Origin of the sequence: Micromonospora salmantinae (assembly GCF_022230905.1) — a bacterium.
Lineage (GTDB): Bacteria > Actinomycetota > Actinomycetes > Mycobacteriales > Micromonosporaceae > Micromonospora > Micromonospora salmantinae.
Genome location: NZ_JAKKFG010000023.1, coordinates 259,919 through 283,218, shown reverse-complemented (window position 1 = coordinate 283,218; position 23,300 = coordinate 259,919). Strand labels below are relative to the sequence as shown.

Genomic DNA, 23,300 nt, shown 5'->3' with positions numbered 1-23,300 from the left:
TGTCCACCTTTCCTCGGTTGTCGACTTCGAGGATCGGCCAGATCGGGATAGCACCGCGCTGTCCAGACGCTAACGGCGGGTTAAGGCGGTCGGGGGCCGGGTCAGCCGCGCCGGTTGAGTTCCGCTTCCAGCCGCTGGACGAGCGTCTTGCGGTCCTTGCTGGCGCGCTCGTTGCGCAGCGCGGTCTTGAGCTGGCGCGTGTCGAGGCCACGGACCAGCTTGGCCGCCTCCGCGACCGACATCTCCGTCATCCGTCCGGCCGTGGTGGCGTCCCGACGCGCCCGTTTGGCCGGCCCGGTGTTGGCGACATACTGCTTGCCGGATCGGGACGCTTCGCGCTTCTTCGTGTCGGTCGCGCGCTTCTGGTTCTCCGACATCTCCTCCCATGCCTTCTTGGGCAGGTAGCGACTCGTCGTGGCGCCCTTGCGCGCACGGGTGTCGCCCTCCTTCGTCTGCCATTTCTCGTTGCCCCAGCGCTGGAGAGACTTCTGCCGCTCGTCCTTTTCGCCCAGGAATCCGCCGCCGCGCTTCTTGTACTCCTGAGTGACCAACTGTGACTTGCGCGCCGACCACTGCCCCGGCCGGCCGCCCTTGTCGGAAGCCTTGATCTCTTCCTTGATCTGCTCTCTGAGCTCGGGTTTCGTATACCGCGCCATGACTGGCAGCTACCCGGCACCGCAGGGCCTATGCGTCCCGCGGCGACGTCGCAGGCCCGAGCCGGAGCACCACCTGCGCGCCGCCTTGCGCGCCGGCCCGCAACTCCAGTCGACCGCCGGCGGCCTGCGCCGCGCGTCGGGCGATGTCCAGGCCGAGGCCGGTGGACCCGGCCGCGCTGGCGCCCCGCCGGATCGCGCCGGCGGGCATGCCCGGGCCCTCGTCGGCGACGGTGAGGACAACCTCGCCCGCCTCACGGGCCAGCCGGACGGCGAACGGCGTCCCGTCGGGGGTGTGCGCGAAGACGTTGCCGAGCAGAGCGTCCACGGCCGCCGTCAGGTTGTCGGCGGCCACACCGACGGGAAGAGGGCCGGGCGTCAGGTCGAGGGTGACGGCCCGGCCGGTGTCCTCGGCCAGCACCGACCAGAACGCGACCCGGTCGGCGACGATCGCGGCCGCGTCCGAGGAGGCCGGTTGCGCCGGTGCGTGCCGCCACCGGGCCTGCCGGATCAGCCCGGTGACCGCGCGTTCGAGCCCGTCGGCGGCGGCGGTGATCCGGGCCGCGTCGTCCGGGTCACGCAACGACTCCGCCTCCAGCCGCAACGCGGTCAGCGGCGTACGCAGCTGGTGGGACAGGTCGGCCACCTGTTCGCGCTCCTGCACCAGGAGCACCTGGATGCGGGTCGCGAGATGGTTGAGCGCGCCGGCCACCTCGCGCAGCTCGGGCGGACCGGCCGGCGTGACCCGGGCGTCCAGTTCGGCGTTGGCCAGCCGGTGTGAGACGGCCGAGAGGTCGCTGATCGGCCGGACCAGGGTGCGCGCCAGCCGGTCGGCGACCAGCAGCCCGATCAGCACGAGGATCACGCCGAGCAGCGCCAGCACCAACCAGGCCCGGGTGACCCCGGCGGTCAGCTCGTGCTGCGGCACCGCGATCCGGATCACCCCGGTGCCGTCCGCCCGGCCCTGCACGGCGATGACCACCTCCCGGCCGGCCGCCGACTCACCGGTGAGGCTCTGTCCGCGCGCGGCGAGGGCCACCGCGGGCGTACGCGGTGTCTGGGCGCCGAGCACCGTGCCGTCGGGTAGGAAGACGCTCACCGGTCGACCGGAGTCCACGGCGAGCTGCTCGACGGTGAGCCGGATGGTCGCCGCGTCGGCGGTGCCGACCACCGGCACCAGGCTCTGCGCGTCGGCGGTGGCCCGAACGGTGGCCCGGTCCTCGGCGACGGTGCGCACCAGCAGCGCCAACGGCACCAGGAACGCGATGAGGGTGAGGACGCTGACCGCGGCTACCAGCAGCGCGAGACGTGCCCTCACGGCTGCGCCGCCGGGGCTTCCAGACGCACCCCGACACCACGTACGGTGTGCAGGTAGCGAGGCTGTTGGGCGTTCTCCCCCAACTTGCGGCGCAACCAGGACAGGTGCACGTCGACGGTCTTGTCGGCGCCGCCGTACGGGATCTGCCACACCTCCGTGAGCAGCTCACGTTTGGTGACCACCTGACCCGGTCGGCCGGCGAGGTGGTGCAGCAGATCGAACTCACGGGGCGTCAGCTCGACCGCCACCCCGTCCAGGGTCACCTGCCGCGCCCGGGGGTCGACGCGGAGCCCGCCGACAACGAGCGCCGGGACCTGCCCGTCGGCGCCGGAGGGACCGCGCCGCAGCACCGCCCGGACGCGGGCGTCGAGCTGCGCCGCGGTGAACGGTTTGACCACGTAGTCGTCGGCGCCCGCGTCGAGCACCCGGACGATCTCGGTCTCGTCGTCGCGCGCCGTGGCCACGATGACCGGCACCGAGCTGACCGCGCGCAGCATCCGCAGCAGCTCACGGCCGTCCAGGTCGGGCAGGCCCAGGTCGAGCACGACGAGGTCGGGTCGGTCCTCCAACGCGTCGCGGAGCCCGGCCATCGCGGTCGAGGCCGCCGCCACCGCGTGGCCGCGTTCGCGCAGGGCCCGGATCAGCGGGGTACGGATCGTCAGGTCGTCCTCGATGAGCAACAGGCGGGCCACAGCTGGCAGGCTAACCGCTGCCACCGGCAGTGCGGCGCACGTTAACCACGCCTTAGCGAACGGATGTGCAAACGACAAGGACGGATCGGGGATAGTCAGGGGATGGGCCGTCGTTCGCTCCTCGTCGCCACCGGTTGGGTGGCCACCGCCGCCATCGCCACCCTGATCGGCCTGGGCGCGATCCGGTTGGTGGGCGAGAGCCTCACCGGCACCCCGGGCGGGGTGCGCAGCGAGGCCGAGATCGAGCGGGCGCTCGCCGCACCGGAGCCGGTGCCCACCGGCACCACGGGCACCGCCTCGGCCGGGCCGGGCACCACGGGCCCCGCCCCGAGCGCGAGCGCCGGGGCCCGTCGGGGGTTCGCCACGGACGGCGGCACGGCCGTCGCCGAGTGCGGCGTCGGCGGCGTACGCCTCGTCTCCTGGGCGCCCGCGCAGGGTTACCGGGTCCGCGACGTGGACCGGGGCCCGGACGACGACGTCGAGGTCACGTTCCAGGGGGCGACCCGGGAGTACGAGTTGAAGGTCCGCTGCATCGGCTCGGAGCCGGTGGCCGTCGCCGACGACTGACGACCTGAGAGCAGGTGAGGTGAGTGTCGCGGCGGTTCAGCGGCTCCGCAGCGCGTCCACCAACCTTCGGAGCGTCGCGCGTGCATTCTCGAGATCGCTGAGGCTGAGACCCGCTCGGTCCACGGCGGCCCGGCGGTCGGCGTCCGAGCGTTCCAGGAGGCCGGTGAGCGTGGCCAGCCCTGCTGTCGTGAGTGTCACCAGTGGCGCGCGGCGGTGATCGGGGTTGTCGTGCAACTCCACCATCCCGGCTCGGGCCAGGTCGTCGACCACTCGCTGCACGCTCTGTCGAGCGAGGCCAAGTCTGCGCGCCGCGCTCGCGACGGTGCGGGAGCCGTCGGAGAGCACGCTCATCACGTGCCATCGGGCGGCAGTCTGTCCCTCTTCTCGGGCCAGCTCCTCGCTTGAGCGCCGAGACTCGCCGGCCAGCTCGTACACGTCCGCCATCAGCAGCCGATAGGCGTCGACCCGGTCCTGCTTCCGTTCCGTCATCGGCAGCACGTTACCGAACATTGACAGTCTGGCACCAGACTGACAGCATACTGTCATGATTCTTCGACTGTGGAGCGGGTGGACGGAGCCCGCTCTCGCTGACGCCTACGAACGGTTGTTGACGCAGGACATCGCGCCCTCGATCCTTGCCCGGCGCGTGGCCGGGCTACAGGAGCTTCGGGTTCTGCGTCGTTCCCCGCAGGAGCTGGATCCCGCCAAGGGCAGCGAATTTCTCACCGCCATGACCTTCACCGACTTCGCCGCGGTGGCAGCCTTCACCGGCGGCGATCCGTCAACCTCCGTTGTCCCGCCCGCTGCCCGTGATCTGCTCGGGCGCTTCGATCGGCAGTCCCGGCACTATCTCAGCCGAGCGGTGTTCCCCGAGGGCCATGGGAGACCCCACGGTCGGGTGAGCAGTCTGCCGCTTCACTGACCCATTGGCTGCTCGCGGTCGGCGTTGCGGCCGAGGGCGACCATGCGCAGGGTCTCCTCCCGACGGCGGACGAGCAACGCCCCGGCCAGGAAGGTCACCGGCGCGACGAGCACCAGCATCGCCCACTGCGCCGGCACCAGGGGGACGACGTGTCCCATGTGCATGGTCGAGGTGACCCAACCGGCGAGGGCACTGTCGATCACCAGGGCGAGGGCCGCCACCGGCAGGAGCATGACGACGACCCGTCGGCGTACCTCCGGAGTGAGCGTGGCTACCGCGATCACCATGGCCGACGCGGCGGCCGCCAGGCCCGCGACGTAGAGCCAGAGGACCAGCTCACTGCTCGCCTCGATGTCGTAGAAGACCTGATAGGACGTTCCGCCGACGAATACGAATGCGGGACTGGTCACCCGGTTTGTCACCAGCAGCGCGACGATCGCGGCCGGTGCGAGCAGCAGGGCCAGCAGTCGGCGTACGCCCAGCAGCGTGATCGCCCGGCGGCGCGGCGCCGGCACGGTGAGCGCGGCGGCTACCACCACGGCGAGGGCGAGCTGCGGCAGCGTGTCCACCACGTAGGTCGGGTTGTCACTGGTCTGCGGGGCGACCAGCGCGCCCCAACCGAGCACGCCGGCCCAGGCCAGACCGGCGGCGACCCAACGCCATCCGACCAGCACCGTGGCGCAGACACCCGCCCAGCCGGCGACGCGCAACCAGTCGACGAGATCCGGGCTGCTCGACCCGAACGCGGGCGGCATCTTCGGCGCGAGGACGAGCTGGTCGAGCAGCGCCTTTCCGGCGAGGGCCAGCAGAACGACCCCGACCAGCAGGCCGGTCACCGTCGCCGCGTCCGCCCAGCTTGGCTCGGTGAACCCCCGTGCGCCCACCCGCAACCGCGCCCGCAACCCGGCGCCGACCAGATTCCGCACGTCGGCGGCGGCGGGTCGTCGCTGGCCCGGCCGCGCGCCGGCGAGGAGCACGGCCAACATCTCGTCCTCGTACACCCGACGGTGTTCCCACGGATAGGCGGCCAGCAGCCGCCGGTAGCGGCGCTCCAGATCGTCGCTGCTCACGCCGCTCCCCCGTCAGTCAGGAGGCCACTGCGGCGCAGCCGCACCCGAGCGGCGTCCGCGTTGTGTCGGAGGCGGGACGCCTCCTCGGTGAGCCGCCGCGCGCCCAGGGCGGTGAGGCGGTAGTAGCGGCGCAGCCGCGACTGCACCACCTCTTCGCGCTCGACCTCGATGAGGCCGTCGGCGCGGAGCCGGTCGAGGACGGCGTAGAGGGTGCCGGCGCGTAGGCGCACCCGTCCGTCGGAGATGCGCAGCACGTCCTCGATGACGGCGTACCCGTGCATGGGCGCCTCCGCCAGCGCGGTGAGCACCAGGAACGTCGGTTCCCGCAGTGGAGACTCAGCCATGCCAGGAAGCATATACCGATAGCCGGTATATGCAAGGACGGCGAGAGCTGGGGGACGAACGCGGCCGGCACGAAGATCCGCAGTCGGTGGAAGCATCGCTCCAGCAGTGACGTGAAGCGTCGGATGACGTGTTGCGGTGCTCCATCCGGCCGGGTGTCTCGCATCCGGATCAGTGCGGTGGTCGGGCTGGCGTTCGCCGACTGACGACTCTCACTGGCGCCGGAAGCACTCGGAGGGCAGGCGGCGGAAGTCTCGTGTTCTCTCTCGCTGACGTACCGGGTGCGCAAGTTCCGAGCGGACGCTTCTCCAGCGTTTGATCCGCTTGTCAGCTAGCGGGCAAGGCGATGGTGTCCAGCCAGGCGCTGAGGGCGGGCGCGACGGCATGGAGGTCAGGGCCGTTGACCGTTTCGCTGGCGGCGGCACGAGCTTCGGGGGTCGCGTTGAATGCGATGGCACAGCCGACCACGCCGAACAGCGGTACATCCGAGCGCCCGTCACCGATGGCCGCGCAGTGCCGGAGTTCGACGCCCAGCTCGCTGGCCATCCTGATGGCGAAATCGCGCTTGGCCTGCTCGTCGAACTGCTCGGCGACCTCGCCGCTGTAGCGGCCGTCGACTATGTGCAAGCGCGGTCCGCACGCTCGGTCGAAGCCGAAGCGGCTGCACAGGTAGGCGCCGACGAAGTCCCACGCCAGCGTGGTCAGTACCGGTACGAGCGAATGGGCCCGGCACCACGAAACCGTCTCCGCAATGCCGTCCACCAGTGGCAACGACTCCAGAAAAGCCTGTGCTTCAGCGGGTGTCCTGCTTGCCCACCCACGAGCTTCGAGCACGCACGCCTCGTCACTTCTCAAGGTGCCAGCTGCGTAGCCGGCTTGTATTTGTGCGATCTCCTTGGCATTGCCGACGAGCTCGGCGAGGTGCTGGCCGCTACTGGTCGGCGTCAGCGTTCCATCGACATCAAAGAACGCCGCTCCACGGATCATGGCCGAGACAGTACCCGTCAGACGTGGGCTCCCGGGCAGTCACCTCATGCTGGCGGCTGCCAAGCGCAGGGGCCGCGAGCGCATCAGACCCCTTGAGCGGCATCGCATCCACTGATCCACGGCATCAGCTTCCCTGCGCCGCATCAGCTCCGCTCAGCCAGGAGTTACCGGAATAGCGACGACAGCTCGGGGTCAAGCTGGAGACCGATGACCTACGCCAGTACGGCGCGGCGTACGCGACGCTGGCCGTTGCACAGGAGTCGTACGACTCCGCGACGCCGTGGAGGACGCAGCCAACAAGCTCGATGGCCCAGATGACTCCGACGCCGGCACGAGCCTGTACTACATCTCCGACTGGCTTTAGGACGAACGGCCGTTCGTCAACTGGTGCCCGCCTCGCCGATCATGGGATTGTGGTGGGCGACAAAGCGCCCGTAAAACCCCAAGCCAGGCACCACCGCTCCATGATCGCAGAGCCCGAACCGATCCTGCTCCGCGATCTTGCATTTTCTGTCCCGACGCAAGGGGCACATCCACCCATATCAACAACAGAAACCGCAAGATCGACGCGGTCCTCTTGCTCGCCACACGTTGATCTACCACCAGTCCTTCTCCAGCAGAGGGTGACCCGCCGACCACAGCCCTAACGCAACGGCGTTGAGGAGTATTTGTCAGACGGCCCTCGGAGCTACTGAACATCACGTGATCGAGGCGAGCCCGCCCCCACCGCCCAATCGAGGGTGGGGGCGGACTCAGGTGGTGGTTCAGCTGGCGTACGCCTCCAACTCCCAGAGTGAGTGGCCGTATCCGGTGCCCCGGGCCGTGCCGTAGATCCGCAGGTAGCGGCCGTTGGCACCGAGGGCGGTGTGCTCGTCCACGCCGCCGTCGGCCCCGGTCACCGTCTTCACTGTGGTCCAGGTGGTGCCGTCAATCGAGGTCTGGATCTGGTACGCGCTGCTGTACGCCGCCTCCCAGCTCAGCTTGACCCGGCCGATCGCGGTGGCGCTGCCGAGGTCCACGCGGATCCACTGCGGGTCGGAGAACGTGCTCGACCAGCGGGTGGTGAGGCTGCCGTCCACCGCCTGGGCGCCGGACACGTCGGCCCCCTCGTTGCTGGACGTCGACGTGGGCTTGTTCAGCAGCAGGTTGCCGCCCGTCGGCGTTCCGGTGCCTCCGTACACCTCGAACTCGAACAGCGAGTAGCCCCAGGCGGTCCCCCGGGCCGTGCCGAGCAACCGGATGTACCGGCCGGACCCGCTGAGCCCGGTCAGGTCGTCCACCCCGCCGTCACCACCGGTCACCGTACGGATCGTGGTGAAGGTGACCCCGTCCGGTGAGGTCTGGATCTGGTATCCGCTGCCGTACGCCGCCTCCCAGGTCAGCTTGACCCGGTTGATGGCGTACGTGGCGCCGAGGTCCACGTCGATCCACTGTGGGTCACCGAAGGCGCTGCCCCACCGGGTACCGGCCACGCCGTCGAACGCGTTGGCCGCTGTGAACGCGCCCTCGAAGCTGGACGCGCGCGCCGGCTTGCCCCTGGCCAGGTTGGCGCCCGGCTCGGGATCCGGGTCCGGGTCCGGGTCAGGTCCGGGACCGCCGGGACTGGTGGAGAGAGTGAACTCGTCGATGTCGAAGTACGGGCCGGTGCCCTTGAAGACCAGGAACAGGGTCCGGGTGCCGGTCGGGGCGGTGACCCCACCGGTCACAGTGGCGAAGTTGGCGTACCCACCGGTCGGCACCACGGTGGCCGAACCGACCAGCGGCCCGGTGGGCGAGTCGACCCGCAGCTCCAACGTGCCGCCACCGCCGGCCGGCGCGCCGACCCGGGCGCTGAACGACTGGACGCCGGTCAGGTTGTACGGGCGGAACGAGATCCAGTCGTTGTTGTCGATGTAGCCGACCGCCGCGCCGCCGTGCCCTGCCGCCCCGGCGACGACCTGGACGCCGGACGAGTCACCGAAGTGCTCGGCCTGGCGTACCCGAGGTTGCAGCACCGCCTGGGTGTGCGTGGTCAGGGCGGGCTGGCCGCCTCCACCCAGGTCGGTGTACTCGGCGTCGATGATGCCGAAGATGTTCGCCGCCGTGTCGTGCTCGCCGTCGGCCGAGGTCTGGATGACCCCGGTGCAGCCCTGCACGCTGCCGAGCTGGTGGCCGTGCGAGTCGTGGCCGAGGACGTAGTTCACCTTGACCCGGGCACAGTTGATCGCGCCGTCCTGGGCGTCGCTGACGGTGACGGAGAACGGCACGGCGTCCCCGAAACTGAAGGTCTGCCCGTTCAACGGGGTGTTGACGGTGACCACCGGGGCACTGTTGCCGACCGTGACGACCACGCTCGCGGTGGCCGTCTTGCCGGTGGTGTCCCGGACCGTCAACGTCGGGCTGCGGGTCCCGTTGGTGGTGTACGTGAAGCTCGGGTTCGGCGCTGTCGAGTCGGTGGTGCCGTTGTTGTCGAAGTCCCAGGCGTAGGTGAACGGGTCGCCGTCCGGGTCGAGGGTGCCGGCCGAGGAGAAGGCCACTGTCAGCGGCGCGGTGCCGCTGGTCGGGGTGGCGGACACCTTGGCGATGGGTGCTCTGCCCTCACGGGCGTACTCGATGCGGTAGAGCGCCGAGTTGGCGTCGCCGTTGAACCAGCCGGTGCCGTAGTCGAGCACGTAGAGCGCGCCGTCCGGGCCGAACTCCATGTCCATGACCTGGGTGCCGGTCCACGGGAACGGGTTGATCTTCAGTGGTTGGCCGGACGAGTCGAGCTTGATGTTCTTGATCCAGCGGCGACCGAACTCACCGGCGAAGTAGGTCCCGTCGTAGTACTCGGGGAACGCCACGGGCGAGGTGTTGTTCGGGTCGTACCGGTAGACCGGCCCGCCCATCGGCGACAGGCCACCGCCGGTGAACTCCGGCGGCGAGCCGGAGCCGCCGTACGGCAACCAGGCCGAGACGGCCGGCGGCAGCTGGGTGATGCCGGTGTTGTTCGGCGAGTTGTTCACCGGCCCGCCGGCGCAGTTGAACTTCGCCCCGGACGGCCCGGACGGGAAGGTGTAGTCGTTGTAGGCGTCGTTGCGGGCGGTGCAGTACGGCCAGCCGTAGAAGCCGGGCCGGTCGATGCGGGCGAACTCGACGTTGCCCGCCGGCCCCCGGTTCGGGTCGGCGGTGCCCGCGTCGGGGCCGTAGTCACCGAGGTAGACGATGCCGGTGGCCTTGTCCACGCTCATCCGGAACGGGTTGCGGAAGCCCATCGCGTAGACCTCCGGGCGGGTCCGTGCGGTGCCCGGGGCGAACATGTTGCCGGCCGGGATGGTGTAGCCGCCGGCCGCGCTCGGCTTGATCCGCAGCACCTTGCCGCGCAGGTCGTTGCTGTTCGCCGAGGTGCGCTGCGCGTCGAAGGCCGGATTGCGCCCGGCTCGCTCGTCGATCGGGGTGAAGCCGGCCGAGTCGAACGGGTTGGTGTCGTCACCGGTGGACAGGTAGAGGTTGCCGGCCGCGTCGAAGTCCATGTCACCGCCGACGTGGCAGCACATGCCCCGGCTGGTCGGCACGTTGAGGATCAACGTCTCGCTGGCCAGGTTGATGGTGTTGTCCGCGTTGACGGTGAACCGGGCCAGCCGGTTGACGCCCTCCCAGACGGCGAATTCGGCCGGGGTGCCGGTGGCCGGCGCACCGCCGCCCGGGGTGCTCAGTGGTGGGGCGAAGTACGCGTACACCCAGCGGTTGGTGGCGAAGTTCGGGTCGGCCTTGATGCCCTGCAGACCCTCCTCGTCGCCGGTGTAGACCGGCAGGGTGGCGGCGATCTTGGTGTTGCCGGCGGCGTCGGTGTGCCGGATCACGCCGTTGCGGGAGGTGTGCAGCACGCCCCGGTCCGGCAGGACGGTGAGGCTCATCGGCTCACCGGTCTCGGCCGCGCCCTTGGCCAGCTCCACCTGCTGGAAGCTGCTGGTGACGGTGGGGCCACAGTCGGCGTCGACGGCGCCGGCGGCCGTCCGGATGCCGCCGAGCAGGTGCTGACGGAAGTTCGCCTCGCTGTACGACGCGTCGGTGTGCCCCAGGCCGGTGTACCAGGCTCGGCCGCCGGAGTAGTTCTGGCACCAGGAGATCGGGTGGTCGGCGCCCATGCTCCCGCCGGTGTAGGTGCTCTCGTCCAGGGTGGCCAGCACGTGCGCGTTGCCGCGGGGGTTGGTGCGGTAGTTGTACAACTCGTCGAACCGGCTCCACCGCTGCGGCAGCGTCGCGGTGGACGGGTGCACCTGGTCGGCGACCTTCACTGTGACGTTCTGCTCGGCCGGGTGCGAGGCGAAGTACGCCCCGACCAGTCCCCCGTACCACTGCCAGTCGTACTCGGTGTCGGAGGCGGAGTGCACGCCCACGTACCCACCGCCGCCGGTGATGTAGCGCTCGAACGCGGCCTGCTGGGCGGCGTTGAGCACGTCGCCGGTGGTGGAGAGCCAGATCACCGCGGCGAACCGGTCCAGGTTGGCGTCGGTGAACTGGGCGGCGTCCTCGGTGGCCTCGACGGTGAAGCCGTTGGCCGCACCGAGCTGCTGGATCGCGGCGATGCCCGGGGTGATGGATCCGTGCCGGAACCCGGCGGTCTTGCTGAAGACCAGCACGGTGAACGGTGCGGCGCTGGCCGTGGGTGGCGAGGCGACGATGCCGCCGGCCACGAGGATCGCGCTCAGCGCGAGGCCGAGCCACGATCTCAGGGATCTGCGCACAGTGGGGTCCTTTCGCGGTGCGAGGGACGGCGTGCGCCGATCACGCCTAGCGGTGGTGGGACGAGACATGTGAATGCATCGTTGCGTCCGGATCACGGGCGCGTCAAGCACTCTCCCACCATCCGTGAGAGCGTTATCTCCGCAGGTCAGGGGCGACCGTGTGAAGTGAGATCGAATAACGGTTTTCGGGCCGCGATCCACCAGCGGAGGGCCCCGGCGCAGGTGCCCGCACTCGGGGCCCCTCCCAACCCTCGGTCAGCGCGAGTAGTACTCGACGACGAGTTGCTCGGCGCAGACCACCGGGACCTCCGAGCGGAGCGGGAGCCGGGTCAGCCGAGCGGTCAGGCCGGGCAGGCTCACCTCAAGGTAGGGCGCGAGACGTTCCGGGGCGTGCGCCCCGGCCGCCGCCACGACGAACGGCGCCTTGCCCCGACTGCGCTGCGCCACCTCGATGACGTCACCGGGTTGCAGCCGCGCGGACGGCCGGTCCAGGCGACGGCCGTTCACAGTGACGTGCTGATGGGTGACGACCTGGCGGGCCTGGTAGATGGTGCGGGCGAAGCCGGCTCGCAGCACCAGCGCGTCCAGCCGACTCTCCAGCTCGACGATCAGTTCCTCACCGGTCTTGCCGGGCCGGCGCACGGCCCGGTCGAACGCGCGCCGGAGCTGCCCCTCGTGCAGGTCGTACTGCGCCTTGAGCCGCTGCTTCTCCAGCAGCCGGACCTTGTAGTCGCTGGTGGTGCGTCGGGCCCGGCCGTGCTGCCCCGGCGGGAACGGACGGCGTTCGAAGTAGCGCACGCACTTCGGGGTCAACGCGATGCCCAGGGCACGGGAACGCTTGACCTTGGGACGGGTCTGATTCATGCTTCGCCTCTCAAGTAAGGTAAGGCTAACCTTATTAGGAGATGATCGCCTTGAGCAAGCCCTCGACCAGCACGGCGGACTCCACTGACGACGCGGGTGTCCGAATCCGATCGATGCTCGTCGCCGCCGACTCCCTCACCCTGCACATCCCGGGCGTCGAGGCCTACGTCGTCGGACGACACCTCGTGACGAGCGACGGGCGGCTGCGGATCGACCTACCGGTCGGCTGCCACCTGGTCGAACACCTCGCGCACCAGCGGGAGACCGTCGCGATGGTCGAGGTGACCGACCTGGCGCCCACCCCGGTCCGCGACCGGGTGCGCGGGCGCGCCACGCTCACTGGCTGGCTGACGACCGGGGCCGCTACGGCCGGGAGCGATCAGGAGCTGGTGACTGTCCTCGACCTCGCCACCGCCGAACTGACCGTCGACGGCCGCACCACATGCGTCGACCCGGACGAGTTCGCGACCGCCCAACCCGACCCGATGGCTGCCGTCGAGGCGGATCTGTTGTGCCACCTCGACCACCACCACCCGCACACCGTCGAAGGGCTGAGCCGGCTGATACCCGCCCGCCACCTTCAGGGCGTCCGCCAGGTCCGGCCGGTACGCCTGGACCGCCACGGTGTCGTACTCCGGTTGGAGCTGAGCACTGGTGACCGGGACGTCCGGCTGACCTTCCGGGCGCCACTGCGGCATCCGGCCGAACTCGGCGCGCGGGTCGAGGAACTGCTTCGGCACGCGCGCGGCTGCCGGGCCCGGCACGCCCGCTGACGATCGCCGCCCTCGTCGGCGGTTAGGCAAGGCTGGCCTATGCAAAACATCCCCAAAAGAGACGGCTGATAGGGAGTTGTCCCGTCGAGGCCGGGTATCACGGTGACCCGGCACCACCGACGGAAGCGAGATCGCCATGACCGACATGCTGGAGATGCCGCGGGTACACGAGTGCACAGTCACCGACTGCGGCTACAACCACGACGGCTGCCACGCGTTCGCCATCACCATCGGGCAGCAGAACGCCAGCTGCGCCACGTTCATCGACACCTCGGCGAAGGGCGGGCTGGACCGCGTCATCGCGCAGGTCGGTGCCTGCAAGCGAGACGACTGCCAGCACAACGCCGAGTTGGAGTGCCACGCGCCGTCCATCCGGGTGGGTCCGGGTCAGGACATCGCGGACTGTCAGACGTACGAACCGCGCTGATCCCGGCGCGACGCCAGTGAGGGACGGCCGCCACGGTCGTCCCTCATCCGCGTCCGAGGCCCGCTACGCGGGGACGACCATCGGCGTGCCGGCGATCGGGTCGGGTACGACGAGACAGCTGAGACCGAACACCTGCTCGACGAGGTCGCCGGTGACCACGTCGACCGGCGCCCCCTCGGCGACTATCGCACCGCCGGACATCGCGATGAGGTGGTCGCAGTAACGGCAGGCGAGGTTGAGATCGTGCATGACGATGACGATGGTCTTGCCGGACTCCGCGTTCAGTTTCCGCAGCAGCCGCAGCAGCTCGACCTGGTGGTTGATGTCCAGGTAGGTGGTGGGTTCGTCGAGCAGCAGCAGGTCGGTGTCCTGTGCCAGGGCCATGGCGACCCAGACCCGCTGGCGTTGGCCACCGGACAACTCCCGGATCGGACGGTCGATCAGATCAGCGGTGCCGGTGGCGTCGAGAGCCCGGGCGACGGCGTCGTGGTCGTCGTTGCTCCACCGTCGAAACCACCCCTGATGGGGGTAGCGACCACGGGCCACCAGGTCGGCGACGGTGATGCCGTCGGGCGCGACGGGAGTCTGCGGGAGCAGCCCGAGCACCTTGGCCACGTCGACGTTGCGCAGGTCAGCGAGGGGTTTGTCGTCGAGAAAGACGGCGCCGTCGCGCGGTGCCAGCAGTCGGGCCAGGCCGCGGAGCAGGGTGGACTTGCCGCAGGCGTTGGCGCCGACGATCGCGGTGACCTTGCCGTCGAGCACTGCGACGTCGAGGTGGTCGACGACGGTCCGGTCGTCGTAGCCGAGGGTGAGGCCCTCGGCGCGTAGTCGGGTCATCCACCCGCTCCTTGTCGGTTGGTAGTGGCCAGCAGCCACAGCAGGTAGGGCGCGCCGACCGCACCCGTCACCACACCGGTGGGCAACGGTGTGGGCAGCACGTGCACGGCGACGAGATCGGCGCTGAGCAGCAGCGCGGCGCCGACCAGGGCGGCGGGCAGGACGCCCTGGCCCGCGGGGCCGAGGAGTCGGTTGGCGATCGGCCCGGCCACCAGGGCGACGAAGGCGATCGGACCCGCCACCGACACCGCCAGGGCCACCAGCACGACGGCGGTGCCGAGCAGCCCGGCCCGGCTGAGCTCGGCCCGGACACCCAGCATCCGGGCGGCGTCGTCACCGAGTGCGAGGGCGCTCAGTGGCCGTTGCAGCAACGTGGCGACCGGCAGCAGGACGATCAGGGCACCGGTGAGCACCCACAGCTCCGTGGTGCTGGCCTGCCCGACCGACCCGATAAGCCAGTGCATGGCCTGGCGGGCCTCGAAGAGCTGCGCCCGGCTGAGCACGTAGCCGACCAGGCCCTCGAAGAAGAGCGCCACCCCGATGCCGATGAGGATGAAGCGGTAGCCGCTGACGCCGTCGCGCCAGGCCAGCAGGTACATCGCCAGGGCGGCGGCGACCGCGCCACCGAGGGCGAGACCGCTGACGACGAGCCCGCCGGCCTGGAGGAGCACGATCCCGGTGACGGCCGCCAGCCCTGCCCCCGAGGTGATCCCCACGAAGTCCGGGGACGCGAGGGGGTTGCGCAGCAACTGTTGGAAGATCGTCCCGGACGCGCCGAGGGCGAGCCCGACAGTCACGGCGGCGGCGGCGGTCGGCAGCCGCAGGCCACGGACGACGAAGTCGACGCTGGGATTGTCGGACAGGTGCAGGACCGAGGCGATCACCTCGGCGGCGCCGATGCGGAAGCTGCCCACCATCATGGTGAGCACGAAGAGGGCGGTGACCGTCACGGTCAGGGCACAGGTCACCACGACGGACCGGCCGGCTCGACGCCTCCGGTTGGCGCGCAGCGCCGCTGCCGTGCCCGACGGGGCGGAGCGACGGTCGCTCGTTGTCGTTGTCGTCACCATCTTCAGACCTCCGACAACCGGCCGTAGCGCACGATCGCGATGAACGCGGGCGCGCCGATCAGCCCGAGGATCACGCCGACCTGAACCTCGTCGGGGGCGGCGGCCATCCGTCCGAGCACGTCGGCGAGGAGCAGGACGATGGGCGCCAGCAGCATCGAGTACGGCAGGATCCAGCGGTAGTCGGGGCCGCAGATGAACCGCGCCAGGTGCGGTACGACGAGCCCGACGAAGACGATCGGTCCGCAGGCCGCGGTGGCGGCGCCGGCGAGGATCGCGACCACGGCGAAGGCGGCCACGCGGGTACGGGTCACGTCCTGGCCGAGGCCACGCGCGACGTCCTCGCCGAGCGCGAGGCCGTTGATGGCCCGCCCGAAGCCCAACGACGCGGCGAGGCCGATCAGCAGGAACGGCGCGACCCCGGTCAGGATCGGGGTGTACCGACCGGCGAGCGACCCCACCTGCCAGAACCGCAGCTCGTTGAGGGCGTCCACGTTCGTCATCACGATCCCGCTGGTCACCGAGGCCAGGCCGGCGGTGACCGCCGCGCCCGCCAGGGCCAGCTTCACCGGGGTGGCGCCCTCCCGGCCGAGCGAGGCGACCGCGTACACGAGGGCCAGCGCCGCGATCGCGCCGGCGAAGGCGAACCAGACGTAGACGCCGACGCCACGCACCCCGAGCACAGTGATGGCCAGGACCACGAACGCGGCGGCGCCGGAGTTGATGCCCAGGATCCCCGCGTCCGCCAGAGGGTTGCGGGTGACGCCCTGCAGGATCGCCCCGGCCACCCCGAGCGCGGCGCCGACCAGGATGCCGAGCAGCGTGCGGGGTACGCGCATCTCCAGCGTGACGGTGCTGCTGATCGGCCCGTCGCTGTCGAGGCTGAACAGGGCGTGCAGCACCTCGGAGAGCCCGATCGAACGCGAGCCCATTGTCACGCTCAGGAAGCCGACGAGGGCGAGGACCGCGCAGAGGACGGCGAGCCCCGGCCCGAGGGCAGAGGCTCGCCGCACGCCTCCCGTCGAGGTGCGCGTCCCGATCTGGTTAGTTGCCGACATTCGGATCAGCGGCCTTGACCGCCTGGGTCAGCTTGTCCAGCTCGGTGGCGAAGTCCCCGTACGTGTGCAGCCAGAACGCCGGCCAGGAGACGGTGGCACCGACCTTGGCAGCCTTGATCTTGGACCAGGTCGGCTGCTTCGTGGTCCACTCGGCGTTGGCGGTGGGCGTGAAGGATCGGCCGTCCCACAGGATCAGGTCCGGCTGGTACTTGTCGGCGTTCTCCCAGCTGAGGTTCTCCCAGTACGGGAAGGCCGGGTCCGGGCTGGCCGGGTTGATCACCTTCAGGCCCCAGGTCTGCAGGTCCAGCAGCTCGGGCGCGTACTCGGGGTTCGCGACGTAGACCTTCTCCGTCGAGGGCGACATCGCCGCGACCGTCAGGTCCGGCTTGGCCGAGGTGGCCGCCTTGAACGCGGTCACCGCGTCCTCGAAGCGCTTCTTGTTCGCCGCGATCTGCGGGCTGGCCACGTCGGCGCCGAGGCTCTCGGCGAGGTCCTCGTACCCCTCGGCCAGCGCGACGATCGACTTGCCCTGCGTGACACCGACGACGGGAGCCAGTTCGGCGAGCTTCTTGCTCTTCTCGTCGACGCCCTCCTCCATGCCGCTGTGCGCCTTCTCGGCCGGCCACCAGTCGCCGACGATCAGATCGGGACGTAGCGCGGCGGCCTTCTCCACGTCGATCTTGCCCCACTCCTCGCCGAGGATCTGGATCCCGGTGAGGTCGAGGTTCTTCAGGTTCGGGTCGGTCTTGACCGACTCGTCGGCGTAGACGCCGACCGGCTTGATGCCGAAGGACATGAGCGCCGCGGCCTCGCCGGCGTGCGCGATGATCCGCGTCGGTGTCTTGTCGGCCTTGACGACCTTGCCCGAGCCGTCGTTGAAAGACCAGGGACCGGAGGCGGTGGCAGCGGCGGCGGTGTCACCGGTGCCCGTGTCGTTGCCACAACCGGTGAGCCCGCCGAGCACGGCGCTCAGCGCCGCGACGGCCAGGACCGGACGCCATGAATGCATGGTGAAGTTCCCGATCTTTCGAAGAGAAGCGAGCCATCCGGCCCGAAAGTTAGGTTAGGCTAACCAACACTTCCGGTTTTGGCCAACGCCGGGTGCCCCCCACCTCGAAAGACAGCCGCGAAAACGGCGATCGGACGCTCAGCGCCCGCCCGCGGCCAGCTCAGCGATCATCCCCTCGCAACTGCGGACGACGACCTGAGCGCCGCGCCGCTGCGCCAGCGGGAGCAGAGGATCCTCCGCCCGGTCCCGCCACCGCCACTGCGCGTCGGAGGCGACCTCCCAGAGCTGCCGCACGTCGGCCTCATGCTCGACACCGAGTCGAGCCGCGAGGCCCACCCCGTCGCCGCCGACCAGCCGTTGCGCCTCGGCGGCCAACTCCGCGTCGAACCCCAGCCGGGTGTTCCGCAGTGCCACCAGCAGGCGCAGCTCCCGGAACTCGTGCGCACCGGCGAGGATCTGCTCCACCGCGCCGACCAGCTCGGCGGAGCCCCGGGTGGGCTCGGCCCGCAGCAGCGCCTCCACAGCGGCCAGCGCGGACCGCGCCTTCAGCGCGTCGCGGCGATCGATGAAACAACGCGTCACCGACTCGCGCAGCTCGGTGAGACCGCTGCGACGAATCAACTCCGCGGAGAGCTTCACCCGGCTGTCGAACCCGCTGCGCACCAGCGTGGCCGCCAGCCGGACACCGAAGACCCCGAACCGGCCCAGCAGCGCGGCGCGCACCTCGGTGTCCAGCCGTACCGGCAGCTCGCCACGGAGGAAGCGGTCGGCGGAGATGAGGTGGGTGTCCAGCTCCGCCCGGGGCACCTGAGCCACTGTCGCGAGCGCGGCGAAGTCGGACTCACCGAGCATCCGGCCGGCCAGGCCGATCATGCCGCTGCACGCCACGACGTTCACGCTCAGCGCGTTCACCCTCGGGTCGCGGTAGTGCCGGCGGGCGAGCTGGCGGGCCGTGAGCAGACCGTCGATCCGGCCGCCGCCGGTCTCGTCGGCGCGGGACAACACCATGATCACGTTGACCGGGGCGGACTGTCCGACGGCACTGTCCCGTGCGGACTCCAGCACCCGCAGGTCGCTGTCGCGACCGTCGCGGGTCAGGTACAACACCGCGTCCGAGTCGCGCAACACCCGCTCCAACACCGGCGCCCGGCCCTGCTCGGCGCCGCCGGTGACCGCCGGGGTGTCGATCAGCGTGATCTGCCGCAGCGCCCGCGTCGGCCACCGCACCACGATGTCCCGCACCTCCCCCGCACCCCAGCCCAGATCCACCCGCAGCCCGGTCGCCGACTTCACCACTGCCAACTCCTGCGGTGGCTGCCCGACCGGGTAGGCGGTGGCACGCGGCGCGGCCCCGTCCTCGTACCAGGTGAAGGCCCCGTCGGCCCGCTCGACCGGCGCGACCTCCTCGCCCATCAACGCGTTGAGCACAGTCGACTTACCCGATCGCCACGGGCCGACGACGGCGATCCGCAGTGGCTGCTCCAACCGGGCCACCTGTTGCCGAAGCTCGGCGACGGCCCGGGGATTGTCCTGGTACAGCTCGATGGCCTGGTGCAGCAACCCCCACGCCGCCTCGTCCAGACGCACCCCCACCGTCATGCCTGCGGCTCCAGCAGGAGCGGGGCGGACCGGGCACCGGTCAACTGCTGAGCCTGCTCGTACACCGCCGCCAACCGGGTCATCTTCAACCGGATCTCGCGCTGCCGCTGCTCGCGCACTGAGGCATCGGTGTCGGCCTCCTGCTTCGCGCTGCGGAACGACTGCACGATGGCCTCCTGGAGCTCCTCGGTCAGCCCGGTGAAGTGGTCGCGCAGCATCCGCTGCACCTGCCGGGCGGCGTCGCGGCAGTCTCGGATGATCCGGACGAAGAAGTCGTCGACATGCCGCTGGATGGCCGTCTTGACCGTCGCCTGCCGACGACGGAGCAACTGCTTGCTCTCGTCACGGATGCTCTTGCCGCCGAAGAGCGCCCCGATGCCGACCGAGACCGGATTGATCATCGGCATGCCGGCCAGGGTGGTCGCCAGACCGAACATCAGCATGCCGCCGTACGAGCCCTTCATGCCGGTGAACAGCTTCTGGCCGGTGGTGAACCGGTCGATCGTCGGCCGTTGCAGCTCGGGCAGTCGCTCGCCGATGTCGTCCGGCATCGTCATCGACCAGGGCGGCAACACGTCGTAGCCGTACCTGTCGAAGTTGGCGGCCACCCGCCGGGCAATCCAGTCACAGCGCTGGATCAGCCACTCGTGGTTCGCCTCCGCCGCCTCCACCAGGCTCCGCTCCAGCCAGTCCTGGAAGGTGTCCCAGGCGACCAACGGGTCGGCGGTGTCGAACGCCTCGTCCACCGCGCGCAGGATCTGTCGGGTCCGGTCACGCAGGTCGTACTCAAGGTCGGCGAGCAGGTCGGTGATCTCGTCGGTCAACGTGTTCTGCCACCGGGTGGAGCACCGGCGCAGCTCGTCGACCTCGCGCTGCGCCGCGTGCAGCCGGGAGATCGGCCCGGACTGCTCCTCGGCCTCCTGGGTCGCCAACTCGGCACGCAACGGCGCGGCCAACTGCTCCACCACCGTCCGGGACACCGTCTGCACCGCCGCCCGGGCCAGGTGGTCGGCCTTGCCGGTCAGGTCGCGTTGCAGGCGGGCGATCAGCGCCGGGAAACCCGACTCCGCGTTGAGCACACGGTCGTCGGCCGCGGCCGCGCGCAGTCGCAGCGCCGCCGAGACCGGGATCAGCGTCGCCGGAACCCCCGCCTCGGCCAGGTGCTGCCGGTTGCGCTCGGCGACAGTACGCCAGTCCGCGACCAGATCGGTCTTGCTCTGCACCACCACCACGTTCGGATGCGACCGCATGATGTGCAGCAGCATGTTCAGCTCGGCGACCGACAACTCCCGAGTGGAGTCGGAGACCAGCAGCACGGTGTCCGCGCGGGCCGGTGCGGCGACCGAAGCGGCGGCGCCGATGCCGGCGACCTCGTCGGTGCCGGGAGTGTCCACCAGCACCAGCCCGGCACCGAGCAGGGCACGGGGCAGTCCGATCTCGACGTACGCCGGGCCGCCGCCCGGCCGACGTCCGACCAGGCCGGCCACGCCCGCCGCGACCTGGTTGAGCGCCACCGGGGTCCGCTCGACGGCCACCGCGTCGGCGGTGCCGGTGGGGTGCCCCGGGGCTGGTGGCGGCACCTGCGCCACCGCCGCGGTCGGGGCCTCGGCGTGCCGCACGACGGTCGGCAGGACTGTCGTCCGGCCGTCGCCGACCGGGCACGCCGGAGCATTGATGATCGCGTTGATCAGCTGACTCTTGCCCTGGTTCGGCTCGCCGATGACCAGGACACGCAGCGTCGGGTCCAGCAGTTGCGCGCGCTTCTGCCGCACCGTCTGGAGTAGGTCACCGCGACCGTGTGCAGTGCACGTGCGGGCGATCTCGTCCAGCACGTCCAACCAGATCCCGGCCATCACCGCACCAAGTGTGCGGATTTCGGCTTAATTATCAAGAGGGACCGGATGTGGAACCGGGAAGGGCCGGATCGCCCGAGACGATCCGGCCCTCCGCTCCGACCGGAGATCCGGGTCAGAGCAGACCGCCGGTGATACCCAGCAGCCCCTGATCGGACGAGGCGTGTGAGTCGCCGAGCACACCATCGGTGACCCCACCGGTCACGTCACCGACCGTGTCGGTGACACCGGGGAGGAGGCTGTCCACCTGGTGCGTCACGCCGCCCACAGTCGACGGCACGTCGAGCGGCGGGACCCCGCCGACGACACCGTCGCCATGCCCGAGGCCCAGCCCGCTGAGGGTGTCGTCGACACCCAGCGAGCTGACGACCCCGCCGAGCTGACCGTGGGTGCCGGAGAGGACACCACCGGTCAGGTCGCCGCCGATCAGGTTCGGGTCAGTGACGCCGAGCAGACCGCCCGGGTCGCCGACGGTGCCGGTGACGTCACCGAGCACCGGGTCCGCGATCGCGTCCACCGGCTGCACCACGTCGGCGTCGAGGGTGTGCGCCACGTCGGAGACACCGGCCAGGTCGGTGTCAAGGCCGTACGGGCCGACGCCCAGACCGATGCCCGGCAGCACGGTGACCCCGGCGGCGGCGGTCGACGGGTCGACAGCGATGGCGCCGAGCACGCCGGCCTTGACGTCCACGCCACTGGGCGAGCTGGTGACGCTGATCTGCTGCGCCACACTCTGCAACTGACCCACCACGTCGGTGGTGTCGGTGAGCAGCGGGTCCAGCCCGAGCTGCTCGACCGGCGAGGCCAACGGCGCGAGGCCCGCACCCGGCGCGTAGTCGACGACCAGCGGTACGACGTCCTGCACGTCCGCAGCGGTGATGTCGGTGAGCCCGGCGCCCCGCAACGCACCCTCGGGGTCGAGGTCGAAGGCCGACCGCGCGTCCGGGTTCGTCAGTAGGTCGAGCACGAAGTCGTGGAGCGTCTGCTGCGAGTCCATGTGCCGGTTCTCCTCGGATGTGGCATTGGCGGGGTGTCGTACGTCGACAGTGACGACGCTATTGCCGGGGGTCGCCCCCGGGCATCGGGGCTGAGCCCGCATCCGGGCCGGTTGAACTAGGGGCTCCCCCACCTCGTACGTTAGGGGGACAGGGGGAAACCGTCCCGGCGAGATTAGGGTCCCGACCAGGGACTGATCTCTGGTACGAACGTAGGAGCCCGCGGGGTTCGCCGGGGGTGGGTCGTCGGGGCAGCCGACGCCATCGCCACCGACCGGCCGACTCACGGGGAGAGACAGAGACGATGCCGTACGTCCTGGGGATAGACATCGGAAGCAGCAACACGGCCGCCGCCGTCGCACGGCGACGCGGCGCGACCTGGACCCGTCCCGAAGCCGTCCCGCTGAGCGCCGGCTCGCCTCTCATGCCGTCGGTGTTGTGCCTGGCCGAGGACGGTTCGCTGCGCGTCGGCGAGCCGGTGACCGACGACGGCAGCCGCACCACCCGGGACTTCGTCCACCGGATCGGCGACGACGTGCCGGTGCTGCTCGGCGGCGAGCCGTGCGCGCCGCAGACGCTGACCGCCGAGCTGGCGGCGTGGGTGGTGGAGCGGGTCCACGCCCTGGAGGGTGGGGCTGCCGAGGCGATAGTGCTCAGCCACCCGGCGGGGTGGCGCCCCTACCGACGGGAGGTGCTGCACCGGGCCCTGTCGGACCTCGGCCTACGGCACGTGACGTTGCTGCCCCGCACGGTCACGGTCGCCGAGAGCCACGCCGCTCGCGGGTTCGCGGGCAGCACCGCAGTGGTCTACGCCCTCGGGGGCAACAGTTTCGAGGCGGCGCTGGTGCGCCGCACCCCGCGCGGCACGTACGAGACGTTCGGCACCCCGCAGGGTCTCGACTCGATCGGCGGCGTCGACTTCGACGAGGCGCTCGCCGAGCATGCGCGTACCGTGCTGGCCCGGGAGTTGGCCGCGACCGGGCGTCGCGGGGCCCAGGTCGCGCTACGCGGGCTGCGCGCGGAGTGTGACCGGGTCAAGCGGGTGCTGACCGTCGACCTCACTGCCGACGTGGTGCTGACCCTGCCGAGCGGCCCGGCGCGGGTGCCGGTGACCCGGGCACAGTTCGAGGCCATGATCCGCCCGACGGTGCAGGCCACCGTCGACCTCCTGCTCCGGGCCGTGCGTAGCGCCGACCTGACTCCGGCGCAGCTCGACGGCGTCCTGCTGGCCGGCGGCTCCACCCGGGTCCCGCTCGTGACCGAACTGATCGGCGCGGCCCTCCCGGTGCCCGTCGAGGTGGAGCCGGACGCACAGTTGACAGCCGCCACCGGGGCGGCGATGGCCGCTTGCCAGGTGGTGTCACCACGCCCTCGCCAGCCGCCGGCCCGCGTTCCGGCCCCGGTCAGCGGCGCCGGGCGGGCCACCCTCCCGGCACCACGCCGAGCCCATCACACCGTTCCGGGCGATCCGCCACCGCGGCCCCCGGTCCGGGTCCTCCCACTGGAACTGCCGAAGCCGTCCCGCCTGGCGCTGGCCCGCGGCCGCGGACGCGAAGGATAA

General features: G+C 70.7%; 21 protein-coding genes. 5 read left to right on the top strand and 16 right to left on the bottom strand.

Annotated features, from left to right (window positions below; translation table 11 throughout):
- Positions 1–101: 101 nt before the first annotated feature.
- The 3 genes from PSH03_RS19645 to PSH03_RS19635 are packed head-to-tail and all read right to left on the bottom strand — an operon-like array spanning position 102 to position 2,663.
- Entirely contained in the window at positions 102–656 is a 555-nt protein-coding gene (locus PSH03_RS19645) for a DUF5872 domain-containing protein (RefSeq protein ID WP_210781415.1), read from the bottom strand.
- Positions 657–684: 28 nt separating this feature from the next.
- Positions 685–1,971, bottom strand: a complete 1,287-nt coding sequence (locus PSH03_RS19640) for a sensor histidine kinase (RefSeq protein WP_210781416.1) — start codon at positions 1,969–1,971, stop codon at positions 685–687.
- Positions 1,968–2,663 carry a response regulator transcription factor gene (locus tag PSH03_RS19635; RefSeq protein ID WP_091399570.1) on the bottom strand — a complete coding sequence of 232 codons (696 nt, stop codon included), beginning with the start codon at positions 2,661–2,663 and terminating at the stop codon, positions 1,968–1,970. Before PSH03_RS19635 ends, PSH03_RS19640 begins: the two co-directional genes overlap by 4 nt.
- Before the next feature lie 102 nt (positions 2,664–2,765).
- Between PSH03_RS19635 and PSH03_RS19630 the strand changes: the two genes are divergently transcribed.
- A complete protein-coding gene (locus PSH03_RS19630; protein WP_210781417.1) occupies positions 2,766–3,230 on the top strand; it encodes a septum formation initiator in 465 nt (154 codons plus the stop codon).
- 36 nt (positions 3,231–3,266) lie between these two features.
- On the opposite strand, the gene PSH03_RS19625 is transcribed toward PSH03_RS19630, so the two are convergent.
- On the bottom strand, positions 3,267–3,719 hold the full coding sequence (locus tag PSH03_RS19625; RefSeq protein ID WP_210781418.1) for a MarR family winged helix-turn-helix transcriptional regulator: 453 nt from the start codon (positions 3,717–3,719) through the stop codon (positions 3,267–3,269).
- Positions 3,720–3,837: 118 nt separating this feature from the next.
- On the opposite strand from PSH03_RS19625, the gene PSH03_RS19620 reads away from it, so the two are divergent.
- On the top strand, positions 3,838–4,152 hold the full coding sequence (locus PSH03_RS19620; RefSeq protein ID WP_210781419.1) for a hypothetical protein: 315 nt from the start codon (positions 3,838–3,840) through the stop codon (positions 4,150–4,152).
- Here PSH03_RS19620 and PSH03_RS19615 read toward each other — a convergent pair.
- From PSH03_RS19615 to rpsD, 5 genes are all read right to left on the bottom strand, one after another.
- Complete coding sequence (locus PSH03_RS19615) at positions 4,146–5,222, bottom strand: hypothetical protein (RefSeq protein ID WP_238689996.1); 1,077 nt, start codon at positions 5,220–5,222, stop codon at positions 4,146–4,148. The two genes, PSH03_RS19620 and PSH03_RS19615, sit on opposite strands and share 7 nt — an antisense overlap.
- Positions 5,219–5,566, bottom strand: coding sequence for a PadR family transcriptional regulator (locus PSH03_RS19610; RefSeq protein WP_210781421.1), 348 nt, complete (start codon positions 5,564–5,566; stop codon positions 5,219–5,221). Before PSH03_RS19610 ends, PSH03_RS19615 begins: the two co-directional genes overlap by 4 nt.
- A 325-nt stretch (positions 5,567–5,891) precedes the next feature.
- Positions 5,892–6,551 (bottom strand): HAD family hydrolase, encoded by a 660-nt coding sequence (locus tag PSH03_RS19605; RefSeq protein ID WP_238689995.1) that lies wholly within the window; start codon positions 6,549–6,551, stop codon positions 5,892–5,894.
- A 764-nt stretch (positions 6,552–7,315) separates the two neighbouring features.
- Positions 7,316–11,257: a ThuA domain-containing protein gene (locus PSH03_RS19600; RefSeq protein ID WP_238689994.1), complete on the bottom strand. Its 3,942-nt coding sequence runs from the start codon at positions 11,255–11,257 to the stop codon at positions 7,316–7,318.
- Positions 11,258–11,512: 255 nt separating this feature from the next.
- Complete coding sequence (rpsD, locus tag PSH03_RS19595) at positions 11,513–12,121, bottom strand: 30S ribosomal protein S4 (protein WP_210781424.1); 609 nt, start codon at positions 12,119–12,121, stop codon at positions 11,513–11,515.
- Between the two features lie 41 nt (positions 12,122–12,162).
- On the opposite strand from rpsD, the gene PSH03_RS19590 reads away from it, so the two are divergent.
- The gene (locus tag PSH03_RS19590) at positions 12,163–12,894 is read left to right on the top strand and encodes a DUF2470 domain-containing protein (protein ID WP_238689993.1); all 732 of its coding nucleotides are present in this window, start codon (positions 12,163–12,165) and stop codon (positions 12,892–12,894) included.
- A gap of 136 nt (positions 12,895–13,030) precedes the next feature.
- Positions 13,031–13,321 carry a DUF1540 domain-containing protein gene (locus tag PSH03_RS19585; protein ID WP_112678265.1) on the top strand — a complete coding sequence of 97 codons (291 nt, stop codon included), beginning with the start codon at positions 13,031–13,033 and terminating at the stop codon, positions 13,319–13,321.
- A gap of 63 nt (positions 13,322–13,384) precedes the next feature.
- Here the strand turns inward: PSH03_RS19585 and PSH03_RS19580 are convergent, their stop codons facing one another.
- From PSH03_RS19580 to PSH03_RS19550, 7 genes are all read right to left on the bottom strand, one after another.
- Positions 13,385–14,158, bottom strand: coding sequence for an ABC transporter ATP-binding protein (locus PSH03_RS19580; protein WP_238689992.1), 774 nt, complete (start codon positions 14,156–14,158; stop codon positions 13,385–13,387).
- Complete coding sequence (locus tag PSH03_RS19575; protein WP_238689991.1) at positions 14,155–15,225, bottom strand: FecCD family ABC transporter permease; 1,071 nt, start codon at positions 15,223–15,225, stop codon at positions 14,155–14,157. The genes PSH03_RS19580 and PSH03_RS19575 overlap by 4 nt, the downstream gene beginning before the upstream one ends.
- A 5-nt stretch (positions 15,226–15,230) precedes the next feature.
- On the bottom strand, positions 15,231–16,238 hold the full coding sequence (locus PSH03_RS19570) for a FecCD family ABC transporter permease (protein ID WP_238689990.1): 1,008 nt from the start codon (positions 16,236–16,238) through the stop codon (positions 15,231–15,233).
- A gap of 31 nt (positions 16,239–16,269) precedes the next feature.
- Positions 16,270–17,292 carry an ABC transporter substrate-binding protein gene (locus PSH03_RS19565; protein ID WP_210781429.1) on the bottom strand — a complete coding sequence of 341 codons (1,023 nt, stop codon included), beginning with the start codon at positions 17,290–17,292 and terminating at the stop codon, positions 16,270–16,272.
- A gap of 138 nt (positions 17,293–17,430) precedes the next feature.
- Positions 17,431–18,891 carry a P-loop NTPase family protein gene (locus PSH03_RS19560; RefSeq protein ID WP_238689989.1) on the bottom strand — a complete coding sequence of 487 codons (1,461 nt, stop codon included), beginning with the start codon at positions 18,889–18,891 and terminating at the stop codon, positions 17,431–17,433.
- Positions 18,888–20,744 carry a dynamin family protein gene (locus tag PSH03_RS19555; RefSeq protein ID WP_238690128.1) on the bottom strand — a complete coding sequence of 619 codons (1,857 nt, stop codon included), beginning with the start codon at positions 20,742–20,744 and terminating at the stop codon, positions 18,888–18,890. The genes PSH03_RS19560 and PSH03_RS19555 overlap by 4 nt, the downstream gene beginning before the upstream one ends.
- A 115-nt stretch (positions 20,745–20,859) precedes the next feature.
- A complete protein-coding gene (locus tag PSH03_RS19550) occupies positions 20,860–21,741 on the bottom strand; it encodes an IniB N-terminal domain-containing protein (protein WP_238689988.1) in 882 nt (293 codons plus the stop codon).
- A gap of 302 nt (positions 21,742–22,043) precedes the next feature.
- On the opposite strand from PSH03_RS19550, the gene PSH03_RS19545 reads away from it, so the two are divergent.
- On the top strand, positions 22,044–23,300 hold the full coding sequence (locus tag PSH03_RS19545) for an Hsp70 family protein (protein ID WP_210781432.1): 1,257 nt from the start codon (positions 22,044–22,046) through the stop codon (positions 23,298–23,300).